Annotated in this window: 16 protein-coding genes; 13 read left to right on the forward strand and 3 right to left on the reverse strand. The window is 58.2% G+C overall.

Annotation, left to right across the window (positions count from 1 at the left end):
* The first annotated feature begins 228 nt into the window (after positions 1 to 228).
* Both ACUXAC_RS22430 and ACUXAC_RS22435 read left to right on the forward strand, forming a co-directional pair.
* A complete protein-coding gene (locus ACUXAC_RS22430; RefSeq protein ID WP_038874048.1) occupies positions 229 to 1,515 on the forward strand; it encodes a dicarboxylate/amino acid:cation symporter in 1,287 nt (428 codons plus the stop codon).
* Between the two features lie 260 nt (positions 1,516 to 1,775).
* Positions 1,776 to 3,278, forward strand: coding sequence for a M16 family metallopeptidase (locus ACUXAC_RS22435; RefSeq protein WP_142109119.1), 1,503 nt, complete (start codon positions 1,776 to 1,778; stop codon positions 3,276 to 3,278).
* 24 nt (positions 3,279 to 3,302) lie between these two features.
* Here the strand turns inward: ACUXAC_RS22435 and ppiC are convergent, their stop codons facing one another.
* The gene (gene ppiC / locus ACUXAC_RS22440) at positions 3,303 to 3,584 is read right to left on the reverse strand and encodes a peptidylprolyl isomerase PpiC (RefSeq protein ID WP_060441278.1); all 282 of its coding nucleotides are present in this window, start codon (positions 3,582 to 3,584) and stop codon (positions 3,303 to 3,305) included.
* A 109-nt stretch (positions 3,585 to 3,693) separates the two neighbouring features.
* Between ppiC and rep the strand changes: the two genes are divergently transcribed.
* On the forward strand, positions 3,694 to 5,718 hold the full coding sequence (gene rep / locus ACUXAC_RS22445) for a DNA helicase Rep (RefSeq protein ID WP_004934177.1): 2,025 nt from the start codon (positions 3,694 to 3,696) through the stop codon (positions 5,716 to 5,718).
* Between the two features lie 178 nt (positions 5,719 to 5,896).
* On the opposite strand, the gene ppx is transcribed toward rep, so the two are convergent.
* Both ppx and rhlB read right to left on the reverse strand, forming a co-directional pair.
* A complete protein-coding gene (ppx, locus tag ACUXAC_RS22450; protein ID WP_047729463.1) occupies positions 5,897 to 7,393 on the reverse strand; it encodes an exopolyphosphatase in 1,497 nt (498 codons plus the stop codon).
* Positions 7,394 to 7,398: 5 nt separating this feature from the next.
* A complete protein-coding gene (gene rhlB / locus ACUXAC_RS22455) occupies positions 7,399 to 8,685 on the reverse strand; it encodes an ATP-dependent RNA helicase RhlB (RefSeq protein WP_060424233.1) in 1,287 nt (428 codons plus the stop codon).
* A gap of 131 nt (positions 8,686 to 8,816) precedes the next feature.
* Here rhlB and trxA point away from each other — a divergent pair, with 131 nt between their 5' ends.
* The 10 genes from trxA (at position 8,817) to rffA (ending at position 19,565) form a co-directional block, all read left to right on the forward strand.
* Positions 8,817 to 9,143 carry a thioredoxin TrxA gene (gene trxA / locus ACUXAC_RS22460; RefSeq protein WP_004934187.1) on the forward strand — a complete coding sequence of 109 codons (327 nt, stop codon included), beginning with the start codon at positions 8,817 to 8,819 and terminating at the stop codon, positions 9,141 to 9,143.
* A 400-nt stretch (positions 9,144 to 9,543) separates the two neighbouring features.
* The gene (gene rho / locus ACUXAC_RS22465; RefSeq protein ID WP_004934188.1) at positions 9,544 to 10,803 is read left to right on the forward strand and encodes a transcription termination factor Rho; all 1,260 of its coding nucleotides are present in this window, start codon (positions 9,544 to 9,546) and stop codon (positions 10,801 to 10,803) included.
* A 296-nt stretch (positions 10,804 to 11,099) separates the two neighbouring features.
* Positions 11,100 to 12,197 carry a UDP-N-acetylglucosamine--undecaprenyl-phosphate N-acetylglucosaminephosphotransferase gene (gene wecA, locus ACUXAC_RS22470; RefSeq protein ID WP_004934192.1) on the forward strand — a complete coding sequence of 366 codons (1,098 nt, stop codon included), beginning with the start codon at positions 11,100 to 11,102 and terminating at the stop codon, positions 12,195 to 12,197.
* A 20-nt stretch (positions 12,198 to 12,217) separates the two neighbouring features.
* On the forward strand, positions 12,218 to 13,270 hold the full coding sequence (gene wzzE / locus ACUXAC_RS22475) for an ECA polysaccharide chain length modulation protein (RefSeq protein WP_387444140.1): 1,053 nt from the start codon (positions 12,218 to 12,220) through the stop codon (positions 13,268 to 13,270).
* An 85-nt stretch (positions 13,271 to 13,355) separates the two neighbouring features.
* A complete protein-coding gene (gene wecB / locus ACUXAC_RS22480; protein WP_180547993.1) occupies positions 13,356 to 14,486 on the forward strand; it encodes a non-hydrolyzing UDP-N-acetylglucosamine 2-epimerase in 1,131 nt (376 codons plus the stop codon).
* The gene (gene wecC / locus ACUXAC_RS22485) at positions 14,483 to 15,745 is read left to right on the forward strand and encodes a UDP-N-acetyl-D-mannosamine dehydrogenase (protein WP_060441219.1); all 1,263 of its coding nucleotides are present in this window, start codon (positions 14,483 to 14,485) and stop codon (positions 15,743 to 15,745) included. Before wecB ends, wecC begins: the two co-directional genes overlap by 4 nt.
* The gene (rffG, locus tag ACUXAC_RS22490; protein ID WP_183907057.1) at positions 15,736 to 16,809 is read left to right on the forward strand and encodes a dTDP-glucose 4,6-dehydratase; all 1,074 of its coding nucleotides are present in this window, start codon (positions 15,736 to 15,738) and stop codon (positions 16,807 to 16,809) included. The genes wecC and rffG overlap by 10 nt, the downstream gene beginning before the upstream one ends.
* Positions 16,810 to 16,857: 48 nt before the next feature.
* Complete coding sequence (gene rfbA / locus ACUXAC_RS22495; RefSeq protein ID WP_060441218.1) at positions 16,858 to 17,739, forward strand: glucose-1-phosphate thymidylyltransferase RfbA; 882 nt, start codon at positions 16,858 to 16,860, stop codon at positions 17,737 to 17,739.
* Entirely contained in the window at positions 17,717 to 18,448 is a 732-nt protein-coding gene (gene rffC, locus ACUXAC_RS22500; RefSeq protein ID WP_087762627.1) for a dTDP-4-amino-4,6-dideoxy-D-galactose acyltransferase, read from the forward strand. Before rfbA ends, rffC begins: the two co-directional genes overlap by 23 nt.
* A complete protein-coding gene (gene rffA / locus ACUXAC_RS22505) occupies positions 18,435 to 19,565 on the forward strand; it encodes a dTDP-4-amino-4,6-dideoxygalactose transaminase (protein ID WP_387444014.1) in 1,131 nt (376 codons plus the stop codon). The genes rffC and rffA overlap by 14 nt, the downstream gene beginning before the upstream one ends.

The raw sequence follows: 19,565 nt of genomic DNA on the forward strand, positions 1-19,565 counted from the left end.
ATTCTCTCCCTACCTCTTTTGCGTTAGTGCAAACAAAGGCTTACGCAATTTTCAGCTTTGCACCCAGACTGACGCGTTTCAGCTCTTAAATTCACATCAACCCCGTGGGGCGGGTGCAACAAATTATTTCCATGTTGTTAAGTGGGTGTTATTTTCCGCGCAAGCGATGAACAGGCTGGATGTTTAGACTGCTGCCTGGTGCGTGTCTTCCCCCCATAGGACGTTCATATGAAAACAACAATCTTTAAGAGCCTCTATTTTCAGGTGCTGACGGCGATCACGCTGGGTATCCTGCTTGGCCATTTCTACCCTGACCTCGGCGCCGAGATGAAACCTCTGGGCGATGGCTTCGTCAAACTGATCAAGATGATTATCGCCCCGGTGATCTTCTGCACCGTGGTGACCGGCATCGCCGGCATGGAAAGCATGAAGGCGGTGGGCCGCACCGGCGCCATCGCGCTGCTGTATTTTGAAATCGTCAGCACCATCGCGCTGATTATCGGCCTGGTGATCGTCAACCTGGTGCAACCGGGCGCTGGCATGAACGTCGATCCCGGCACGCTGGACGCCAAAGCGGTAGCGGTCTACGCCGAGCAGGCGCAGCAGCAGGGCATCATTCCGTTCCTGCTGGATATCATTCCCGGCAGCGTGATCGGCGCGTTCGCCAGCGGCAACATTCTGCAGGTGCTGCTGTTCGCGGTGCTGTTCGGCTTCGCCCTGCATCGTCTGGGTGAGAAAGGGCAGCTGATCTTCAACGTGATCGACAGCTTCTCGCGGGTGATTTTCGGCATCATCAACATGATCATGCGCCTGGCGCCGCTGGGGGCCTTCGGCGCCATGGCGTTTACCATCGGTAAATACGGCGTCGGCACCCTGGTGCAACTCGGCCAGCTGATCGTGTGCTTCTACATTACCTGTATCCTGTTCGTGGTGGTGGTGTTGGGCAGCATCGCCCGCGCCAACGGCTTCAGCATCTTCAAATTCGTCAACTACATCAAAGAAGAACTGTTGATCGTGCTGGGGACCTCGTCGTCCGAGTCCGCGTTGCCGCGCATGCTGGATAAAATGGAGAAGCTGGGCTGCAAGAAATCGGTGGTGGGCCTGGTGATCCCGACCGGGTACTCCTTTAACCTGGACGGCACGTCTATCTACCTGACCATGGCCGCGGTGTTTATCGCGCAGGCGACCAATACCCACATGGACATCATGCATCAGGTTACTCTGCTGGTGGTGCTGCTGCTTTCCTCCAAAGGGGCGGCGGGCGTGACCGGCAGCGGCTTTATCGTGCTGGCCGCCACCATCTCCGCCGTCGGCCATCTGCCGTTGGCCGGCCTGGCGCTGATCCTCGGCATCGATCGCTTCATGTCGGAAGCCCGCGCGCTGACCAACCTGGTGGGCAACGGGGTGGCGACCGTGGTGGTGGCGAAGTGGTGCGACCAACTGGATGAGAAACAGCTGAAAGACACGCTGAACAACAAAAACGCCGGCGCGGACAAAACGCAGCCTTCCGCCTGATATTGGCGGCGAATCACCGGCCGCAGCCGCGGCCGGTGAGGGAAAACCCCTGCCTCGTAACGATTTCTTGCATTAAAAACCCCGCTATCTATTATTTTTCACTCTAATGAGTGACATCCGCAAAGGCGCGCGGTCTAACACGATGGTACACTTTCTGCTTTCCGCCCCACTGTGAAACTCAGGGCGTATTTTTATGATTCCATTGAATGGAATACACGCATTTGCATAAGAAATTGGATAGTCATTAAGTAGGGGTTCACATGCAGGGCACCAGAATTCATCTTATAGTTGGTGGGCTGCTATTGGCTGCCGCCAGTAGCAGCGTGCAGGCTGAAGCACTACAACCCGATCCTGCCTGGCAGCAGGGGTCGTTGGCCAACGGGTTTTCATGGCAGATTCTCGATACGCCGCAGCGGCCAAGCGACCGCGTGGAACTGCGGCTGATCGTCAATACCGGCTCCCTGGTGGAGTCTTCGCAGCAGACCGGCTTCGCCCATCTGCTGCCGCGGCTGGCGTTGGCGCGCAGCGAAAGCTTTACCGCGCCGCAGCTGCGCGCCCTGTGGCAACAGAGTGTGGATAACGAGCGGCCGCTGCCGCCGGCGATCATCTCGTATGATTTCACCATGTATAACCTCAGCCTGCCGAACAACCGGCCCGACCTGCTGAAAGAAGCGCTGGCCTGGCTGGCGGACACCACCGGCAAACTGGCGATCGACGAGCATACGGTGCACGCGGTGATGAATTCCAGCATCAATCCGGTCGGCACTTTCCCGCCCAATACCAAAGACGCCTGGTGGCGTTACCGCCTGAAAGGCTCGACGCTGCTGGCGCACGATCCGGCGCAGCCGGCGAAACGGCCGGTCAATCTCGAGCAGCTGAAGAAATTCTATCAACAGTGGTATACCCCGGACGCCATGACGCTGTTCGTGGTCGGCAAGGTGGACAGCCGCAGCCTGGGCGAACAGATCAACAAGGCGTTCTCGCCGCTGCAGGGCAAACGTGAAACCCCGGCCCCGATGCCGACGCTGACGCCGCTGCCACAGCAGCCGGTAAGCCTGATCAGCGAGCAGGTGAAGCAGGATACGCTGTCTATCATGTGGGATTCGCCGTGGCATCCGATTCGCGATTCGCAGAGCCTGCTCCGCTACTGGCGTGGCGATCTTGCTCGCGAGGCGCTGTTCTGGCATCTCCAGCAGACGCTGGAAAAAAGCGACCAGAAGAACCTGCATCTGGGCTTTGACTGCCGCGTGCAGTACCAGCGCGGGCAGTGCGCCATCCATCTGGATACGCCGAACAACAATCTGAACGGCAGCTTGGGCTTTATCGCCCGCGAGCTGGCCAACGTGCGTGACAACGGCCTGTCCAAAGAGGAATTCGATGCGTTGCTGGCGCAGAAAAACGATCAGCTGAGCAAGCTGTTCGCGACCTACGCCCGTACCGATACCGACGTGCTGATGAGCCAGCGCCTGCGTTCGCAGCAGAGCGGGGTGGTGGATATCGCGCCGGAGCTGTATCAGAAGCTGCGTCAGGAGTTCCTGTCCAGCCTGACGCTGGAGACGCTGAATCAGGCGCTGAAGCTGCAGCTTTCTCAGGAGGCGACGCTGGTGCTGATGCAGCCGAAGGGCGAGCCGGAAATGAGCATGAAGCAGCTGCAGGAAACCTATAACGGCATCATGATGCCGGCGCCGGCGGTGGTGACGGAAGAAGCCAAACCGGCAGACACCGCGGTGGCTGCGCCAGCGACGGACGCCGGCGCGCAGTAATCGCAGCAGGGGGCTCAGGCCCCCTCAGTTGCGGTACAGCACCTTGATGATGTGGTAACCGAACTGGGTTTTGACCGGGCCGTAAGGTTTGAGCAGTGGGATGCTGAACACCGCTTTATCGAACGCCGGCACCATCGCGCCCTTGTTGAATTCGCCCAGCGAGCCGCCGCTGCGTTTTGACGGGCAGCTCGAGTATTTGCGCGCCAGCGTGTCGAAGCTGACGCCGCGCTTCAGCTTGGCCAGCAGCTCGTTGGCCAGCTTTTCATTGTCTACCAGAATGTGCAGGGCGCACGCCGTTTTTGCCATGGTAATGCCTTTGTCGATGCGAAAATTGCGCTGATTATACCCGCTAAATCTCATCGGCGCTTTCTGCTACAATTCCCTTCCACGTTTTACAGTCGAGCAAGCCAGCACCATGCGATTAAACCCCAGCCAACAACAAGCCGTCGAATTCGTTACCGGGCCCTGCCTGGTGTTGGCCGGCGCCGGTTCCGGCAAGACGCGCGTTATCACCAACAAGATAGCCCACCTGATCCACCACTGCGGCTATCAGGCGCGGCACATCGCCGCCGTGACCTTTACCAACAAGGCCGCACGCGAGATGAAAGAGCGCGTGTCGCAAACCCTGGGGCGTAAAGAGGCGCGCGGGCTGATGATTTCCACCTTCCATACCCTGGGGCTGGAGATCATCAAACGGGAATACGTGGCGTTGGGGATGAAGTCCAACTTCTCGCTGTTCGACGACCAGGATCAGCTGGCGCTGTTGAAAGAGCTGACCGAAAAGTGGCTGGAAAGCGATAAAACGCTGGTGGCGCAGCTGATCTCGACCATCTCCAACTGGAAAAACGACCTGATCGATCCCCAGCGGGCGGCGGAGCTGGCGCGCTCGGAGCGCGACAAGCTGTTCGCCCACTGCTACGGCCTGTACCACGCCCATATGCGGGCGTGCAACGTGCTGGACTTCGACGACCTGATCCTGTTGCCGACGCTGTTGTTGCAACGCAACGAAGAGGTGCGCGAACGCTGGCAGCAGCGTATTCGCTATCTGCTGGTGGATGAATACCAGGATACCAACACCAGCCAGTACGAGCTGGTTAAGCTGCTGGTGGGCAACCGCGCGCGCTTTACCGTGGTGGGTGACGACGACCAGTCGATCTACTCCTGGCGCGGCGCGCGGCCGCAGAACCTGGTGTTGTTGAAGGAAGATTTCCCGGCGCTGCAGGTGATCAAGCTGGAGCAAAACTACCGTTCCAGCGAGCGTATCCTGAAGGCGGCCAACATTCTGATCGCCAATAACCCACACGTGTTTGAAAAACGGCTGTTTTCCGAGCTGGGGTATGGCGAAGAGCTGAAAGTGGTGACCGCCAACAACGAGGATCACGAAGCCGAGCGGGTGGTGGGGGAACTGATCGCCCACCACTTCGTGAAAAAGACCAACTACGGCGACTATGCGATCCTGTACCGCGGTAACCACCAGTCGCGGGTGTTTGAAAAGATGCTGATGCAAAACCGCATCCCGTACAAGATTTCCGGCGGCACCTCGTTCTTCTCGCGCCCCGAGATCAAGGATCTGCTGGCCTACCTGCGCGTGCTGACCAACCCGGAGGACGACAGCGCCTTCCTGCGCATCGTCAATACCCCCAAGCGCGAGATCGGCCCGGCGACGCTGCAGAAGCTCGGCGAATGGGCCAACCAGCGCAACAAGAGTTTATTCCACGCCAGTTTCGATCTGGGGCTGAGCCAGCACTTGACCGGGCGCGGGCTGGAGTCATTGCAGCGCTTTACCCACTGGCTCGGCGGTATCGCCCAGCAGGCGGAACGTGAGCCGGTGGCGGCGGTGCGCGATCTGATCCGCGGCGTGGACTATGAGAGCTGGCTGTTTGAAACCTCGACCAGCCCGAAGGCCGCCGAAATGCGGATGAAGAACGTCAACACGCTGTTCGGCTGGATGACCGAGATGCTGGAAGGCAACGATCTGGACGAGCCGATGACGCTGACCCAGGTGGTGACGCGCTTCACCCTGCGCGACATGATGGAGCGCGGTGAAAGCGAAGAAGAGCTGGATCAGGTACAGCTGATGACGCTGCACGCTTCCAAAGGGCTGGAGTTCCCCTACGTATTCCTGGTGGGCATGGAAGAGGGCCTGCTGCCGCACCAGAGCAGCATCGATGAAGACAATGTCGATGAAGAGCGGCGTCTGGCCTATGTGGGGATCACCCGCGCGCAAAAAGAGCTGATCTTCACCCTGTGCCGCGAGCGCCGTCAGTACGGCGAACTGGTGCGGCCGGAGCCGAGCCGCTTCCTGCTGGAGCTGCCGCAGGACGATTTGGCGTGGGAAACCGAGCGCAAAGTAGTGAGCCCGCAGGAGCGGATGCAGAAGGGGCAGAGCCATCTGGCCAATATCCGCGCCCAGCTGGCCAAGGCCAAAGGTGGGAATTAAAAAGACAGGGCTAGATTACTGACAAAGGAGGAAAAAGCGTGGTTTTTCCTCCTTTGAGGTTATCAGCCGAAAATCAATGAATTGATTTTCCTTATTTTTTATATGCTGTCTTCTGTAAACCTGGCAATGTCATCAGGTTTGCCATTAACCTTCAGGCGCTCATCGCGCCCTGATCATTTCAACGCTGTTCTTCCAACCGCAGCGTCCAATGGACGTAGCTCTGCCAGTGGCTTTCCTGCTCCAGCGCCTCGGCGCGCAGCGGATGCTGTTCCAGCCAACCCGGCGGTAAGATCACCGTCAGTTCATCGTCCTGATTGGCGCGTAACCGCACTGCCGGCAGCGTGTCATCGCGGCGGCGGCTGGCGAAGATGATCGCCAGGCGCAAAATGCGGCACAGACGCTGCGCAGTGCGCGGCGGCAGGGCGTTTTGCTGGTTCAACAGCGACAGGTCGAGGGTGTTGCTCTGGTTTTGCAGCAGGGTGGCCAGCAGTTTTTTCTGCGCCGGGGTAAAGCCGGGTAAGTCCAGGTGGCGGATTAGATAAGCGGCGTGTTGCGGAGCCTGCTTGAAATCGACGCTGAGGCCGAGTTCGTGGATCAGACTGGCGCTGTGCAACAGCTCGCGACATCGCGCATCCAGCTGCCACTCGTTGGCGACCTGCTGCGAGAAATTGGCGGCGAGTTGGCTGACGCGTTCGGCCTGCTCGGTGTCGATCAGGTAGCGACGCTGCAGGTTGCGGATGGTGCGGATGCGAATATCCTGCTCCACCGGCAGATGCAGCATGCCGTAAACCAGGCCTTCACGCAGAGCCCCGCCGGCCAGCATCATGCTCTCGATGCCCAGCTCCTGGAAGATGGCCAACAGAATGGACAGGCCGCTCGGGAACACCAGCGCGCGCTCCAACGTCAACCCTTCGATCTCCAGCTCTTCCAGCTTGCCGCACTGAATGGCGCGCTGTTTCAGCTGGCGCAGCTTGGGCAGGGTGATGCGTTCATCCATGCCTTGCGCCACCATGATCTCCTGCAGCGCCTGCACGGTGCCGGAAGCGCCGACGCAGATCTGCCAACCTTGCTGGCGCAGCTGCGGTGCGATCGGCCGCACCATTTCGCGCGCGGCCTGTTCGGCGCGTTCGAAGTTTTCTTGCCCAAGGTTGCGATCGCTGAAATAGCGTTCCAGCCAGGTGACGCAACCCATCGACAGGCTATACAGCTGCGATGCCTGTGCGCCGGTGCCGGTGACCAGTTCGGTGCTGCCGCCGCCGATGTCGACGACCAGCCGCCGATCCGGCCCGCCGGTGGTGTGCGCAACGCCGTGATAAATCAGCCGCGCTTCTTCTTCGCCGCTGATCACCTGCACCGGGCAGCCGAGGATTTGCTCGGCGACCTGCAGAAACTCATCGGCGTTGGACGCCAGGCGCAGCGTGGCGGTGGCGACGACGCGGATTTGCTCGCGCGGAATGTCCTGCAGGCGTTCGGAGAACAGCCGCAGGCACTGCCAGCCGCGTTGCATGGCCTCATGCGACAGGTGATTGTTCTGATCCAGCCCGGCCGCCAGGCGCACCTTGCGCTTGATCCGCGCCAGAGTCTGAATGCTGCCGGCCACCTCGCGCACCACCAACATGTGGAAGCTGTTGGAGCCGAGATCGATGGCAGCATAAAGCGTGCTGGAACTGAGCATGGCGATCAGCTCGAACGTTTACGGTTGCTGCGGGGCGCACCGCCGCGACGAGGCGCGGAGTTGCGACGTGGGCCGTTGCCGCCGCGCGGACGCGACAGGCGCTTCGGCGCCGGCAAATCGGTCAGCAGCGCATCGCTGTTGTACTTGCTCACCGGAATGCTGTGGTCGATATAGGTCTCGATCGCCGGCAGGTTGAGCGCGTACTCTTCACACGCCAGGCTGATGGAGTGGCCGCTGGCGCCTGCGCGGCCGGTACGGCCGATGCGGTGCACGTAGTCTTCGCAGTCGTCAGGCAGATCGTAGTTGAAAACGTGCGTGACGGAAGGGATGTGCAGACCGCGCGCGGCGACGTCGGTGGCGACCAGGATATCGAGGTTGCCTTTGGTGAAGTCGTCGAGGATACGCAGGCGTTTTTTCTGCGCCACGTCACCGGTCAGCAGGCCGACGCGGTGACCGTCGGCGGCCAGATGGCCCCAGATGTCTTCGCAGCGGTGCTTGGTGTTGGCGAAGATGATGGCACGATCCGGCCACTCTTCTTCGATCAGCGTCTGCAGCAGGCGCATTTTTTCTTCGTTGGACGGGTAGAACAGCTCTTCTTTAATGCGGTGGCCGGTTTTCTGTTCCGGTTCCACTTCAACATATTCGGCGTTGTTCATCTGCTCGAAGGCCAGTTCGCGTACGCGATAGGACAGGGTGGCGGAGAACAGCATGTTCAGGCGTTGATCGGCCGTAGGCATACGGCGGAACAGCCAACGGATGTCTTTGATAAAACCGAGATCGTACATGCGATCGGCTTCATCCAGCACGACGACCTGCATCGCGCCGAGATCGACATAGTTCTGTTTGGTGTAATCGATTAAACGGCCGGTGGTGCCAATCAGAATGTCCACGCCGCTTTCCAGCACTTTCAGCTGTTTGTCGTAGCCGTCGCCGCCGTAGGCCAGGCCCAGTTTCAGGCCGGTGCTCTGGGAGAGCGCTTCTGCATCGGAGTGGATTTGCACCGCCAGTTCACGCGTAGGCGCCATGATCAAGGCGCGCGGCTGATTGGTCTGGCGATCCTGTTTCGCCGGGTGAGTCAGCAAATAGTGAAAAGTAGACGCCAAAAACGCCAGCGTCTTTCCGGTACCGGTTTGCGCCTGACCTGCAACGTCACGCCCGGAGAGCGTGAGCGGCAATGCTAACGCCTGGATGGGCGTGCAATTGTGAAACCCTTTTTTCTCAAGGGCTTCAAGGACTAACGGGTGCAGGGCGAAGTCGGAAAACTTCTGTTCGGTCAAGTGTGTTTTGCTCATAGTGTGGTAGAATATCAGCTAACTATTGCTTTACGAAAGCACATCCGTTGAAATAAACGCGGTGCAATAAAATCACCTTGAGTTGGTTAATGCTACACCAACAAGGTAGACATAATCCTGTGGAGTAGAACATGAGCGATAAAATTATTCACCTGACTGACAGCAGCTTCGAAGCCGATGTGCTGAAAGCGGAAGGGCCGATCCTGGTCGATTTCTGGGCTGAATGGTGTGGGCCGTGCAAGATGATTGCTCCGATTCTGGATGAGATTGCCGAAGAGTTCGAAGGCAAACTGACCATCACCAAGCTGAATATCGATCAGAACCCGGCGACCGCGCCTAAGTACGGTATCCGTGGTATCCCTACGCTGTTGCTGTTCAAGAACGGTGAAGTGGCCGCGACCAAGGTTGGCGCGTTGTCCAAAGGTCAGCTCAAAGATTTCCTGAACGCGAATCTGTAATCGGGCGGGAAGCCCAGTATCAGGCGCCTGGCGGTGATGTTCAATTCACCGCTAGACGCCTGCCAAGAAGCGTGTTAAGTTTAACCACACTGCATATAGAACTTGCCCGAAGTTTTAAATCTAAAGAGTTTGAATCTAAAGCTATACTCTGTGTCGAACCACTGGCGTTGAAAGTAAACTGAACTCAGCCCGTGTTTTGGCAATCAAACGGTTTTGCAAAAATCATTTTTAAGGTACCTTCGATCTTCAACCGTCAATGCGTGCGCCCGATGTAAGCCATTTCTTACCGCGACGGCTCTGCGCCCGGTGATCGAACGTCCAGTAAACAGGCACGCATCTCGCTGCCATACCATTCACGATACAAGTTCGAGACATACCCCGAGTTTAAGAACCCACCACTATGAATCTTACCGAATTAAAGAATACGCCGGTTTCTGAGCTGATTACTCTCGGCGAAAATATGGGGCTGGAAAACCTTGCCCGCATGCGCAAGCAGGACATTATCTTCTCCATTCTGAAGCAACATGCGAAAAGCGGAGAAGATATCTTCGGCGACGGCGTGCTCGAGATATTGCAGGATGGATTCGGTTTCCTCCGCTCTGGAGACAGTTCCTACCTCGCCGGTCCCGACGACATCTATGTATCCCCTAGCCAAATCCGCCGCTTCAACCTCCGCACAGGTGACACCATTTCCGGTAAGATTCGTCCGCCAAAAGAAGGCGAGCGCTATTTTGCCCTGTTGAAAGTCAACGAAGTCAACTACGACAAGCCGGAAAACGCCCGCAGCAAGATCCTGTTCGAGAACTTGACCCCGCTGCACGCCAATTCCCGTCTGCGGATGGAGCGCGGCAACGGTTCGACCGAAGACCTGACGGCGCGCGTACTGGATCTGGCGGCGCCGATTGGCCGCGGCCAGCGTGGCCTGATCGTGGCACCGCCGAAAGCCGGTAAAACCATGCTGCTGCAGAACATTGCGCAGAGCATCGCCTACAACCACCCTGACTGCGTGCTGATGGTGCTGCTGATCGACGAACGTCCGGAAGAAGTGACCGAGATGCAGCGTCTGGTGAAAGGCGAAGTGATCGCATCGACCTTCGACGAACCGGCTTCGCGTCACGTGCAAGTGGCCGAAATGGTGATCGAGAAGGCCAAGCGCCTGGTTGAACACAAAAAAGACGTGATCATTCTGCTCGACTCCATCACTCGTCTGGCGCGTGCCTACAACACCGTGGTACCGGCCTCAGGCAAGGTGCTGACCGGTGGTGTGGATGCCAACGCCCTGCATCGTCCGAAGCGCTTCTTCGGTGCGGCACGTAACGTGGAAGAGGGCGGCAGCCTGACCATCATCGCGACCGCGCTGGTTGATACCGGTTCGAAGATGGACGAAGTGATCTACGAAGAATTTAAAGGTACCGGCAACATGGAATTGCATCTGGCGCGTAAAATCGCCGAGAAACGCGTATTCCCTGCGATCGATTACAACCGCTCCGGTACCCGTAAAGAAGAGCTGCTCACCACCTCCGAAGAGCTGCAAAAAATGTGGATCCTGCGCAAAATCATCCATCCGATGGGTGAGATTGACGCGATGGAGTTTCTCATTAATAAGTTGGCGATGACTAAAACCAACGATGAATTCTTCGATATGATGAAACGCTCATAATTCGTTAAAAAATTCGCTGAACGCCACGCCTAGTCGTGGCGTTTTTCGCTTTTGGCGGATACGATAAGTAGCAGTAATGGAAAAGTAAGTTGTTTCCTCGACTTATTGAGAATTCATCTTGTTTGTCGGTCGGTTTCTCGCCGGTCGGCTTTGCTGCTGTCGTTTTGTCAGCCGAAGCGAAGAAAATAGGCATGAATCACCGTTGTCATAGGAAATGACCGAAAGGTGGCGGGGGCCGATGGCACAAGCTATTGCCCGTGGTAAGCTGCCTTATCTTCTACAGAGATCTGTTAACTGTGAACTTACTCACTATGAGTACTGAAATTCTATTTGTTTTCCTGTTTTCTTTGGCTTTTCTCTTTGTTGCCCGCAAGGCGGCAAAACGTATTGGTCTGGTAGATAAACCCAATTATCGCAAACGCCATCAGGGGCTGATTCCGCTGGTCGGCGGTATTTCCGTTTATGCCGGGCTGTGCTTCGCGTTTTGGATTTCTGAACAACCTATCGCGCACGCCAAGCTTTATCTTACCTGCGCCGGCATTCTGGTGTTTGTGGGCGCGCTCGACGATCGTTTCGACATCAGCGTTAAAATCCGCGCCCTGGTGCAGGCGTTGGTCGGCATCGCCATGATGGTGTTCGCGGGCCTCTATCTGCGCAGCTTCGGCCATGTGCTGGGCGACTGGGAGATGCTGCTGGGGCCGTTCGGCTATCTGGTGACGCTGTTCGCGGTATGGGCGGCGATCAACGCCTTCAACATGGTCGACGGCATCGATGGCCTGCTGGGGGGCTTGTCGTGCGTCTCCTTCGGCGCGCTGGGCCTGTTGCTGTACCTGAGCGGCCATCATGAGCTGGCGTTCTGGTGCTTTGCGATGATTGCCACCATCGTTCCCTATATTTTGCTCAACCTCGGCATCCTTGGCCGCCGTTATAAGGTGTTCATGGGGGACGCCGGTAGTACCCTGATCGGCTTTACCGCCATTTGGCTGCTGCTGCAAAGCTCGCAGGGAAAGGCACACTCGATTAACCCGGTGACCGCGCTGTGGATCATCGCTATTCCGCTGATGGACATGATAGCAATCATGTATCGTCGTTTACGCAAGGGGATGAGCCCCTTCTCCCCCGATCGTCAACATATTCACCACCTGATCATGCGCGCCGGCTTTACGCCGCGGCAGGCTTTCGTGTTGATCACCCTGGCGGCCGCATTGCTGGCGGCGGTTGGCGTGATCGGCGAACGCCTGACTTTTATCCCAGAGTGGGTTATGTTGGCATTATTCTTGCTTGCTTTCTTCCTGTACGGTTACTGCATCAAGCGCGCCTGGCGGGTTGCGCGGTACATTAAGCGTATCAAGCGTCGCCTGCGGCGTTCGAGCGATAACAAGCAAGTATCTTAACCAGAGGCTTTTTGGCTGTGATGAATCCAGAAACAACGTCTGACAAGCATACCCCGGCGGTGGATAACGAACTCGATATCCGCGGCCTGTGCTGCACCCTGTGGCGCGGCAAACCGTGGATTATCGGCATTGCGGTGCTGTTCGCGGCGGTCGCGCTGATCGTCTCTTATCTGGTTAAGCAAGAGTGGAGTGCGACCGCCATCACCGACAGACCGACGGTGAATGCGCTGGGCGGTTACTACTCGCAGCAGCAGTTCCTGCGTAATCTGGACGTGCGCACGCTGCCGGCGACGGCCGGCGATCAGCCGAGCATCGCGGATGAAGCGTACAATGAGTTCATCATGCAGCTGGCGGCTTACGATACGCGTCGCGATTTCTGGCTGCAGAGCGATTACTACAAGCAGCGTCAGGAAGGGGATGCCCGCGCCGATGCGGCGTTGCTCGACGAGCTGATCAACAACATCCTGTTCACGCCGCGCGACGACAAGAAAGTGCCGAACGACGGCGTGAAGCTGACGGCGGAAACCGCCGCCGACGCCAACCGCCTGCTGCGTCAATACGTGGCCTTCGCCAGCCACCGCGCAGCCCTGCACCTGAACGAAGAGATCCAGGGAGCGTGGGCCGCCCGCACCACCTCGATGAAGGCGCAGGTCAAGCGCCAGGAAGCGGTGGCGGAGTCGGTTTACAAGCGTGAGCTGAACACCACGCAGCAGGCGCTGAAAATCGCCGAGATCCAGGGGATAAGCCGCACGCAAACCGACACCCCGGCCGAGCAACTGCCGGATTCGGATCTGTTCCTGCTGGGCCGGCCAATGCTGCAGGCGCGTCTGGAAGGCCTGCAGGCTTCTGGCCCGACCTATGACCTGGATTACGATCAGAACCGCGCGATGCTGGCGACGCTGAACGTTGGCCCAACGTTGGATGAGAAGTTCCAGACCTATCGCTATTTGCGTACGCCGGAAGAGCCGGTAAAACGCGACAGCCCACGCCGGGTCTTCTGGCTGATTCTGTGGGGTGCGATGGGCGCTTTGGTTGGCGCGGGTGTTGCCTTGGCGCGTCGGCCGCGTAGTTAAAAATAATATAATAATCTGATGCAGGGCGCGTGAGCGCCCCATTCGCAGGCGGGGCCTGCGATTAACCGACCAAAAGAGATTCGCTGTGAAAGTGTTGACTGTTTTCGGCACCAGGCCGGAAGCCATTAAAATGGCGCCGCTGGTACATGCACTGGCCCAGGATGAGGCCTTTGACGCAAGAGTCTGCGTAACGGCACAGCATCGTGAGATGTTGGATCAGGTATTGCGGTTGTTTGAGATTACGCCGGATTACGACCTGAACATCATGAAACCCGGTCAGGGGCTGACGGAAATCACCTGCCGCATCCTGGAAGGGCTGAAAGGGGTGCTGGAAGACTTCAAACCGGACGTGGTGCTGGTGCATGGCGATACCACCACCACGCTGGCGACCAGTCTGGCGGCGTTCTATCAACGCATCCCCGTCGGGCATGTCGAAGCCGGGCTGCGCACCGGCAATCTGTATTCTCCCTGGCCGGAAGAGGCCAACCGCAAACTGACCGGCCATCTGGCGATGTACCATTTTGCGCCAACCGAAAACTCGCGCCAGAATCTGCTGCGCGAGCTGCTGCCGGACAACCGTATTTTCGTGACCGGCAATACGGTGATTGATGCGTTGTTCTGGGTGCGCGACCGCGTGATGAGCGATGCCGCGCTGCAGGCTGACCTGGCGCAGCGTTACCCGTTCCTCGACGCCGACAAGAAACTGATTCTGGTCACCGGCCATCGCCGCGAAAGTTTTGGCGGCGGCTTTGAGCGAATTTGCAGCGCGCTGGCGGAGATTGCCCGCAACCACCCGGAAGTGCAGGTAGTGTATCCGGTGCATCTCAATCCGAACGTCAGTGAACCGGTGAATCGCATCTTGAAAGGCATCGACAACGTCATGCTGATCGAGCCGCAGGATTATCTGCCGTTTGTCTATTTGATGACCCAGGCCTATATGATCCTGACCGATTCCGGCGGTATTCAGGAAGAGGCGCCATCGTTAGGCAAACCGGTGCTGGTGATGCGCGACACCACCGAACGCCCGGAAGCGATAGATGCGGGCACGGTACGCCTGGTCGGTACCGATGTAGCCAAAATTGTTGAAGCGGTGACCCGGCTGTTGACGGACGAAAGCGAATATCACGCGATGAGTCGGGCGCACAACCCATACGGTGACGGGCATGCCTGCCAGCGTATCCTCGAAGCTTTAAAGAATCATCAGGTGACACTATGAGTTTTGACACTATTTCGGTTATCGGCCTGGGTTATATCGGCTTGCCAACGGCGGCGGCGTTCGCTTCCCGCAAGAAAAAAGTGGTGGGTGTAGATGTTAACCAACATGCAGTAGATACCATTAACCGCGGTGCGATCCACATCGTCGAGCCGGATCTGGACAAAGTGGTCAAGGACGCCGTCGACGGTGGTTTCCTGCAGGCGGTGACCAAACCGCTGGCGGCCGATGCGTTCCTGATCGCGGTGCCTACGCCGTTCAAGGGCGATCACGAGCCGGATCTGGCCTATGTCGAAGCGGCGGCGAAATCGCTGGCGCCGGTGCTGAAAAAGGGCGATCTGGTGATCCTTGAGTCCACCTCGCCGGTGGGTGCCACCGAACAGATGGCGGAATGGCTGGCGCAGGCGCGCAGCGATCTCAGCTTCCCGCAACAAGCGGGCGAAGCGGCGGACGTGAATATCGCCTACTGCCCGGAGCGCGTGCTGCCGGGGCAGGTCATGGTGGAACTGATTCAAAACGACCGCGTGATCGGTGGCATGACGCCGAAGTGTTCGGAACGTGCCAGCGCGCTGTACAAGATTTTCCTCGAGGGCGAATGCGTGATCACCAACTCGCGCACTGCCGAGATGTGCAAGCTGACGGAAAACAGCTTCCGCGACGTGAATATCGCCTTTGCCAACGAATTGTCGTTGATCTGCGCCGAACAGGGGATCAACGTCTGGGAACTGATACGCCTGGCGAACCGCCATCCGCGGGTGAATATTCTGCAGCCGGGGCCGGGCGTCGGCGGTCACTGCATCGCCGTCGATCCGTGGTTTATCGTGGCGCAGAACCCGCAGCAGGCGCGCCTGATCCACACCGCTCGCCTGGTGAACGACGGTAAACCGCTGTGGGTGGTCGACCGGGTGAAAGCGGCGGTGGCCGATTGCCTGGCCGCCACCGACAAGCGCGCGTCCGAGGTCAAAATTGCCTGCTTCGGCCTGGCCTTCAAGCCGAATATCGACGATCTGCGTGAAAGCCCGGCGGTCGAGGTCGCACATCTGATTGCCGAATGGCACGTCGGCGAAACGCTGGCGGTGGAACCGAACGTCGAACAGCTGCCGAAGTCGCTGGCGGGCCATGTGACGTTGACGCCAATCGCTGAGGCGTTGCAGCAGGCCGATGTGATCGTGATGTTGGTCGATCACCAGCAGTTCAAGGCCATCCGGCCGGAAGATGTAAAACAAACATGGGTTGTTGATACCAAAGGAGTATGGCGTTGAAACGTATTTTAGTTACCGGTGGTGCCGGTTTCATTGGCTCCGCAGTCGTGCGGCACATCATTGAGGCCACCGGCGATAGCGTGGTGGTGGTGGATAAGCTGACCTATGCCGGTAACCTCGAGTCTTTGGCGGTGGTGGCTGATAGCGAGCGCTATGCTTTCGAGCAGGTCGACATCTGCGATCGCGCCGAGCTGGATCGGGTATTTGCCCAGTATCAGCCGGACGTGGTGATGCACCTGGCGGCGGAAAGCCACGTCGATCGCTCTATCGACGGCCCGGCGGCCTTTATCGAGACCAACGTGGTTGGCACTTACACTATGCTGGAAGCGGCGCGCCATTACTGGCAGCCGTTGGCGGCGGAGAAGAAGCAGTCTTTCCGTTTCCATCATATCTCCACCGATGAAGTGTACGGTGACTTGCACGGTACCGACGATCTGTTTACCGAAACCACGCCGTATGCGCCGAGCAGTCCGTATTCCGCCTCCAAGGCGTCGAGCGATCATCTGGTGCGTGCCTGGTTGCGCACCTACGGTTTGCCGACTCTCGTGACCAACTGTTCGAATAACTATGGCCCTTATCACTTCCCGGAGAAGCTGATCCCGCTGGTGATCCTGAATGCGGTGGCCGGCAAACCGCTGCCGGTTTACGGCAACGGCGCACAGGTGCGTGACTGGCTGTATGTCGAAGATCACGCGCGCGCGCTGTATCAGGTCGTGACCGAAGGTGTGGTGGGCGAAACTTACAATATCGGTGGCCATAACGAGCGCAAGAATATCGAAGTGGTGCAGACCATTTGCGATCTGCTGGAAGAACTGGCACCGAACAAGCCGCAGGGCGTGGCGAACTACCGCGATCTGATCACTTACGTGAAGGATCGCCCGGGCCACGATATGCGTTATGCCATCGACGCCGGCAAAATCGATCGTGAGTTGGGCTGGCGGCCGCAGGAAACCTTCGAAAGCGGCATTCGCAAGACGGTGGCCTGGTATCTGGCTAACGAAACCTGGTGGCGCCGGGTGCAAGACGGTTCTTATGCCGGTGAGCGTTTGGGGCTGTCAGATTAATTTAACGCCGCGCCGCTTTGCGCCGGCGCGGTGGGTTTTGGAGTAAGTATGAAAGGTATTATTCTGGCTGGCGGTTCCGGTACGCGTCTGCATCCGATTACTCGTGGCGTGTCCAAGCAACTGCTGCCGATTTATGACAAGCCGATGATCTATTACCCGATGTCGGTACTGATGTTGGCGGGGATCCGTGACATTTTGATCATCTCGACCCCGGAAGATCTGCCGTCCTTCGAGCGTTTGTTGGGTAACGGCGAACAGTTCGGCGTCAATCTCAGCTACGCTGCGCAGCCTAAGCCGGAAGGTTTGGCGCAGGCGTTTCTGATCGGCGAGGAGTTTATCAACGGCGATTCTTGCTGCCTGGTGTTGGGAGATAACATCTTCTTCGGCCAATCTTTCAGCCCGAAATTAAAAACCGTCGCGGCTCGCACCGAAGGTGCCACCGTGTTCGGTTATCAGGTGATGGATCCTGAACGCTTTGGCGTCGTGGAGTTTGACGAAAATTTCCGCGCGCTGTCGATCGAAGAAAAGCCGAAGAAACCGAAATCCGATTGGGCGGTGACCGGCCTGTACTTCTACGATAGCCAGGTGGTGGAGTTTGCCAAGCAGGTGAAGCCTTCCGAACGCGGCGAGCTGGAAATCACCAGCATCAACCAGATGTATCTGGAGCGCGGTGAACTGACCGTCGAGCTGTTGGGGCGTGGTTTCGCCTGGCTGGACACCGGGACTCACGACAGCCTGCTGGAAGCCAGCAGCTTCGTGCAGACGGTAGAAAAGCGCCAGGGCTTTAAAATCGCCTGTCTGGAAGAGATCGCCTGGCGTAACGGCTGGCTGGATGACAAGGGGCTGAAACGCGCCGCCACCTCATTGTCCAAAACGGGCTACGGCAAGTATTTGTTGGACCTGCTGCATGTGCGTCCACGCCACTATTGAGCCTTTGGCGTGGGAAAGCGAGTTTTTCGCGCTAGACAGCGCGAAACTCGGCTTCTCCTCCTCGGCCCCGGCGCTTGCCGAAGCCGACTTGGCGGCTTATGCCCTGGTGCAGGCAAAAATTCCCGCGCAGCAACTGGCATTGGCGGATAGTCTCGCCGGCTTGGGATTTCGTCTGGTTGAGGGTGAGGTCGATCTGGTCCTGGCTCTTGAGCGTGAACGAGCGGCGGAACCCGGCGACGGAGCCGAGACTTCCCGTCTGGCAACCGAGTCCGATATCCCGGCATTGCGTGCCGCGGCGGCTCAGGCGTTCACCGTCAGCCGCTTTCGCGCACCTTGGTATCAACCTGATGACAGCGGCCGGTTTTATGCTTTGTGGATTGAAAAGGCCGTTTTAGGCACGTTCGATCATCAGTGCCTGTTGGCTCTGGACAACCAGGGGCAACCCGAAGGCTTTGTCAGCCTGCGTGACATTGGCGGCCAGGAAATGCGTATCGGCCTGCTGGCGGCTTTCCCCGGCGTATCCGGCCGGGGCATTGGCACTCGGCTGATGACGGCGGCGATCGCCGAATGTCGACGTCAAGGTATGCAGCGCCTGCGGGTCGCGACCCAGATAAGCAATATCGCCGCATTACGACTCTATCAACGACAGGGTGCCGTGATTGAAAGCACCGCGTACTGGTTATACAGAGGTAGACATGATTCCATTTAACGCTCCACCGGTTGTTGGCACTGAACTGGAATATATGCAGGCTGCTATGGGCAGCGGCAAGCTATGCGGCGACGGCGGCTTTACCCGCCGCTGCCAGCAGTGGATGGAACAGCGTTTCGGCAGCGCGAAAGTGTTGCTGACGCCTTCCTGCACCGCGTCGTTGGAAATGGCCGCCATCCTGCTGGATATTCAGCCGGGTGACGAATTGATCATGCCGAGTTTTACCTTCGTTTCTACCGCCAATGCCTTTGTGTTGCGCGGGGCTAAAGTGGTGTTCGTCGACCTGCGTCCGGATACCATGAACATCGATGAAACCAAAATCGAAGCGGCGATCACCGATAAAACCCGCGCGATCGTGCCGGTGCACTACGCCGGCGTCGCCTGCGAGATGGATACCATCATGGCGCTGGCGAAGAAATATAACCTGTTCGTGGTGGAGGATGCCGCGCAGGGCGTGATGTCGACCTACAAAGGCAAGGCATTGGGCACCATCGGCCACATCGGCTGTTTCAGCTTCCATGAAACCAAAAACTATACCGCCGGCGGCGAAGGTGGTGCGACGCTGGTGAACGATCCGGCTCTGGTCGATCGGGCGGAAGTCATCCGCGAGAAAGGCACCAACCGCAGCCAGTTCTTCCGTGGTCAGGTCGACAAATATACCTGGCGCGACATCGGCTCCAGCTATCTGATGTCTGACCTGCAGGCCGCCTACCTGTGGGGCCAGCTGGAAGTGGCGGAACGCATCAACCAGCGCCGCCTGACGCTGTGGCAGAAGTACTACGACAGTTTCCTGCCGTTGGCGAAGGCCGGGCGCATCGAGCTGCCGAGCATACCGGCGGACTGCAAGCACAATGCGCACATGTTCTATATCAAGCTGCGGGATATCGACGATCGCACGGCCTTTATCGACTACCTGAAGGAAGCCGAGATCATGGCGGTGTTCCACTATATCCCGCTGCATGACTGCCCGGCCGGCGAACGTTTTGGTCGCTTTGCCGGCGAAGACCGTTATACCTCGCAGGAAAGCGCGCGCCTGGTGCGCTTGCCGCTGTTCTACAATATGTCCGATGTCAATCAGCGTACGGTAATCAATACCATCCTGAGCTTCTTTGCCTGA

The organism is Serratia sp. 121840015-1, from assembly GCF_053627655.1.

Excerpts from the sequence above, each read along its gene's own strand:
- ACUXAC_RS22430 (WP_038874048.1), top strand. The coding sequence starts at position 229 with ATGAAAACAACAATCTTTAAGAGCCTCTATTTTCAGGTGCTGACGGCG.
- ACUXAC_RS22435 (WP_142109119.1), top strand. The coding sequence starts at position 1,776 with ATGCAGGGCACCAGAATTCATCTTATAGTTGGTGGGCTGCTATTGGCT.
- ppiC (WP_060441278.1), bottom strand. The coding sequence starts at position 3,584 with ATGGCAAAAACGGCGTGCGCCCTGCACATTCTGGTAGACAATGAAAAG.
- rep (WP_004934177.1), top strand. The coding sequence starts at position 3,694 with ATGCGATTAAACCCCAGCCAACAACAAGCCGTCGAATTCGTTACCGGG.
- ppx (WP_047729463.1), bottom strand. The coding sequence starts at position 7,393 with ATGCTCAGTTCCAGCACGCTTTATGCTGCCATCGATCTCGGCTCCAAC.
- rhlB (WP_060424233.1), bottom strand. The coding sequence starts at position 8,685 with ATGAGCAAAACACACTTGACCGAACAGAAGTTTTCCGACTTCGCCCTG.
- trxA (WP_004934187.1), top strand. The coding sequence starts at position 8,817 with ATGAGCGATAAAATTATTCACCTGACTGACAGCAGCTTCGAAGCCGAT.
- rho (WP_004934188.1), top strand. The coding sequence starts at position 9,544 with ATGAATCTTACCGAATTAAAGAATACGCCGGTTTCTGAGCTGATTACT.
- wzzE (WP_387444140.1), top strand. The coding sequence starts at position 12,218 with ATGAATCCAGAAACAACGTCTGACAAGCATACCCCGGCGGTGGATAAC.
- wecC (WP_060441219.1), top strand. The coding sequence starts at position 14,483 with ATGAGTTTTGACACTATTTCGGTTATCGGCCTGGGTTATATCGGCTTG.
- rffG (WP_183907057.1), top strand. The coding sequence starts at position 15,736 with ATGGCGTTGAAACGTATTTTAGTTACCGGTGGTGCCGGTTTCATTGGC.
- rfbA (WP_060441218.1), top strand. The coding sequence starts at position 16,858 with ATGAAAGGTATTATTCTGGCTGGCGGTTCCGGTACGCGTCTGCATCCG.
- rffC (WP_087762627.1), top strand. The coding sequence starts at position 17,717 with ATGTGCGTCCACGCCACTATTGAGCCTTTGGCGTGGGAAAGCGAGTTT.
- rffA (WP_387444014.1), top strand. The coding sequence starts at position 18,435 with ATGATTCCATTTAACGCTCCACCGGTTGTTGGCACTGAACTGGAATAT.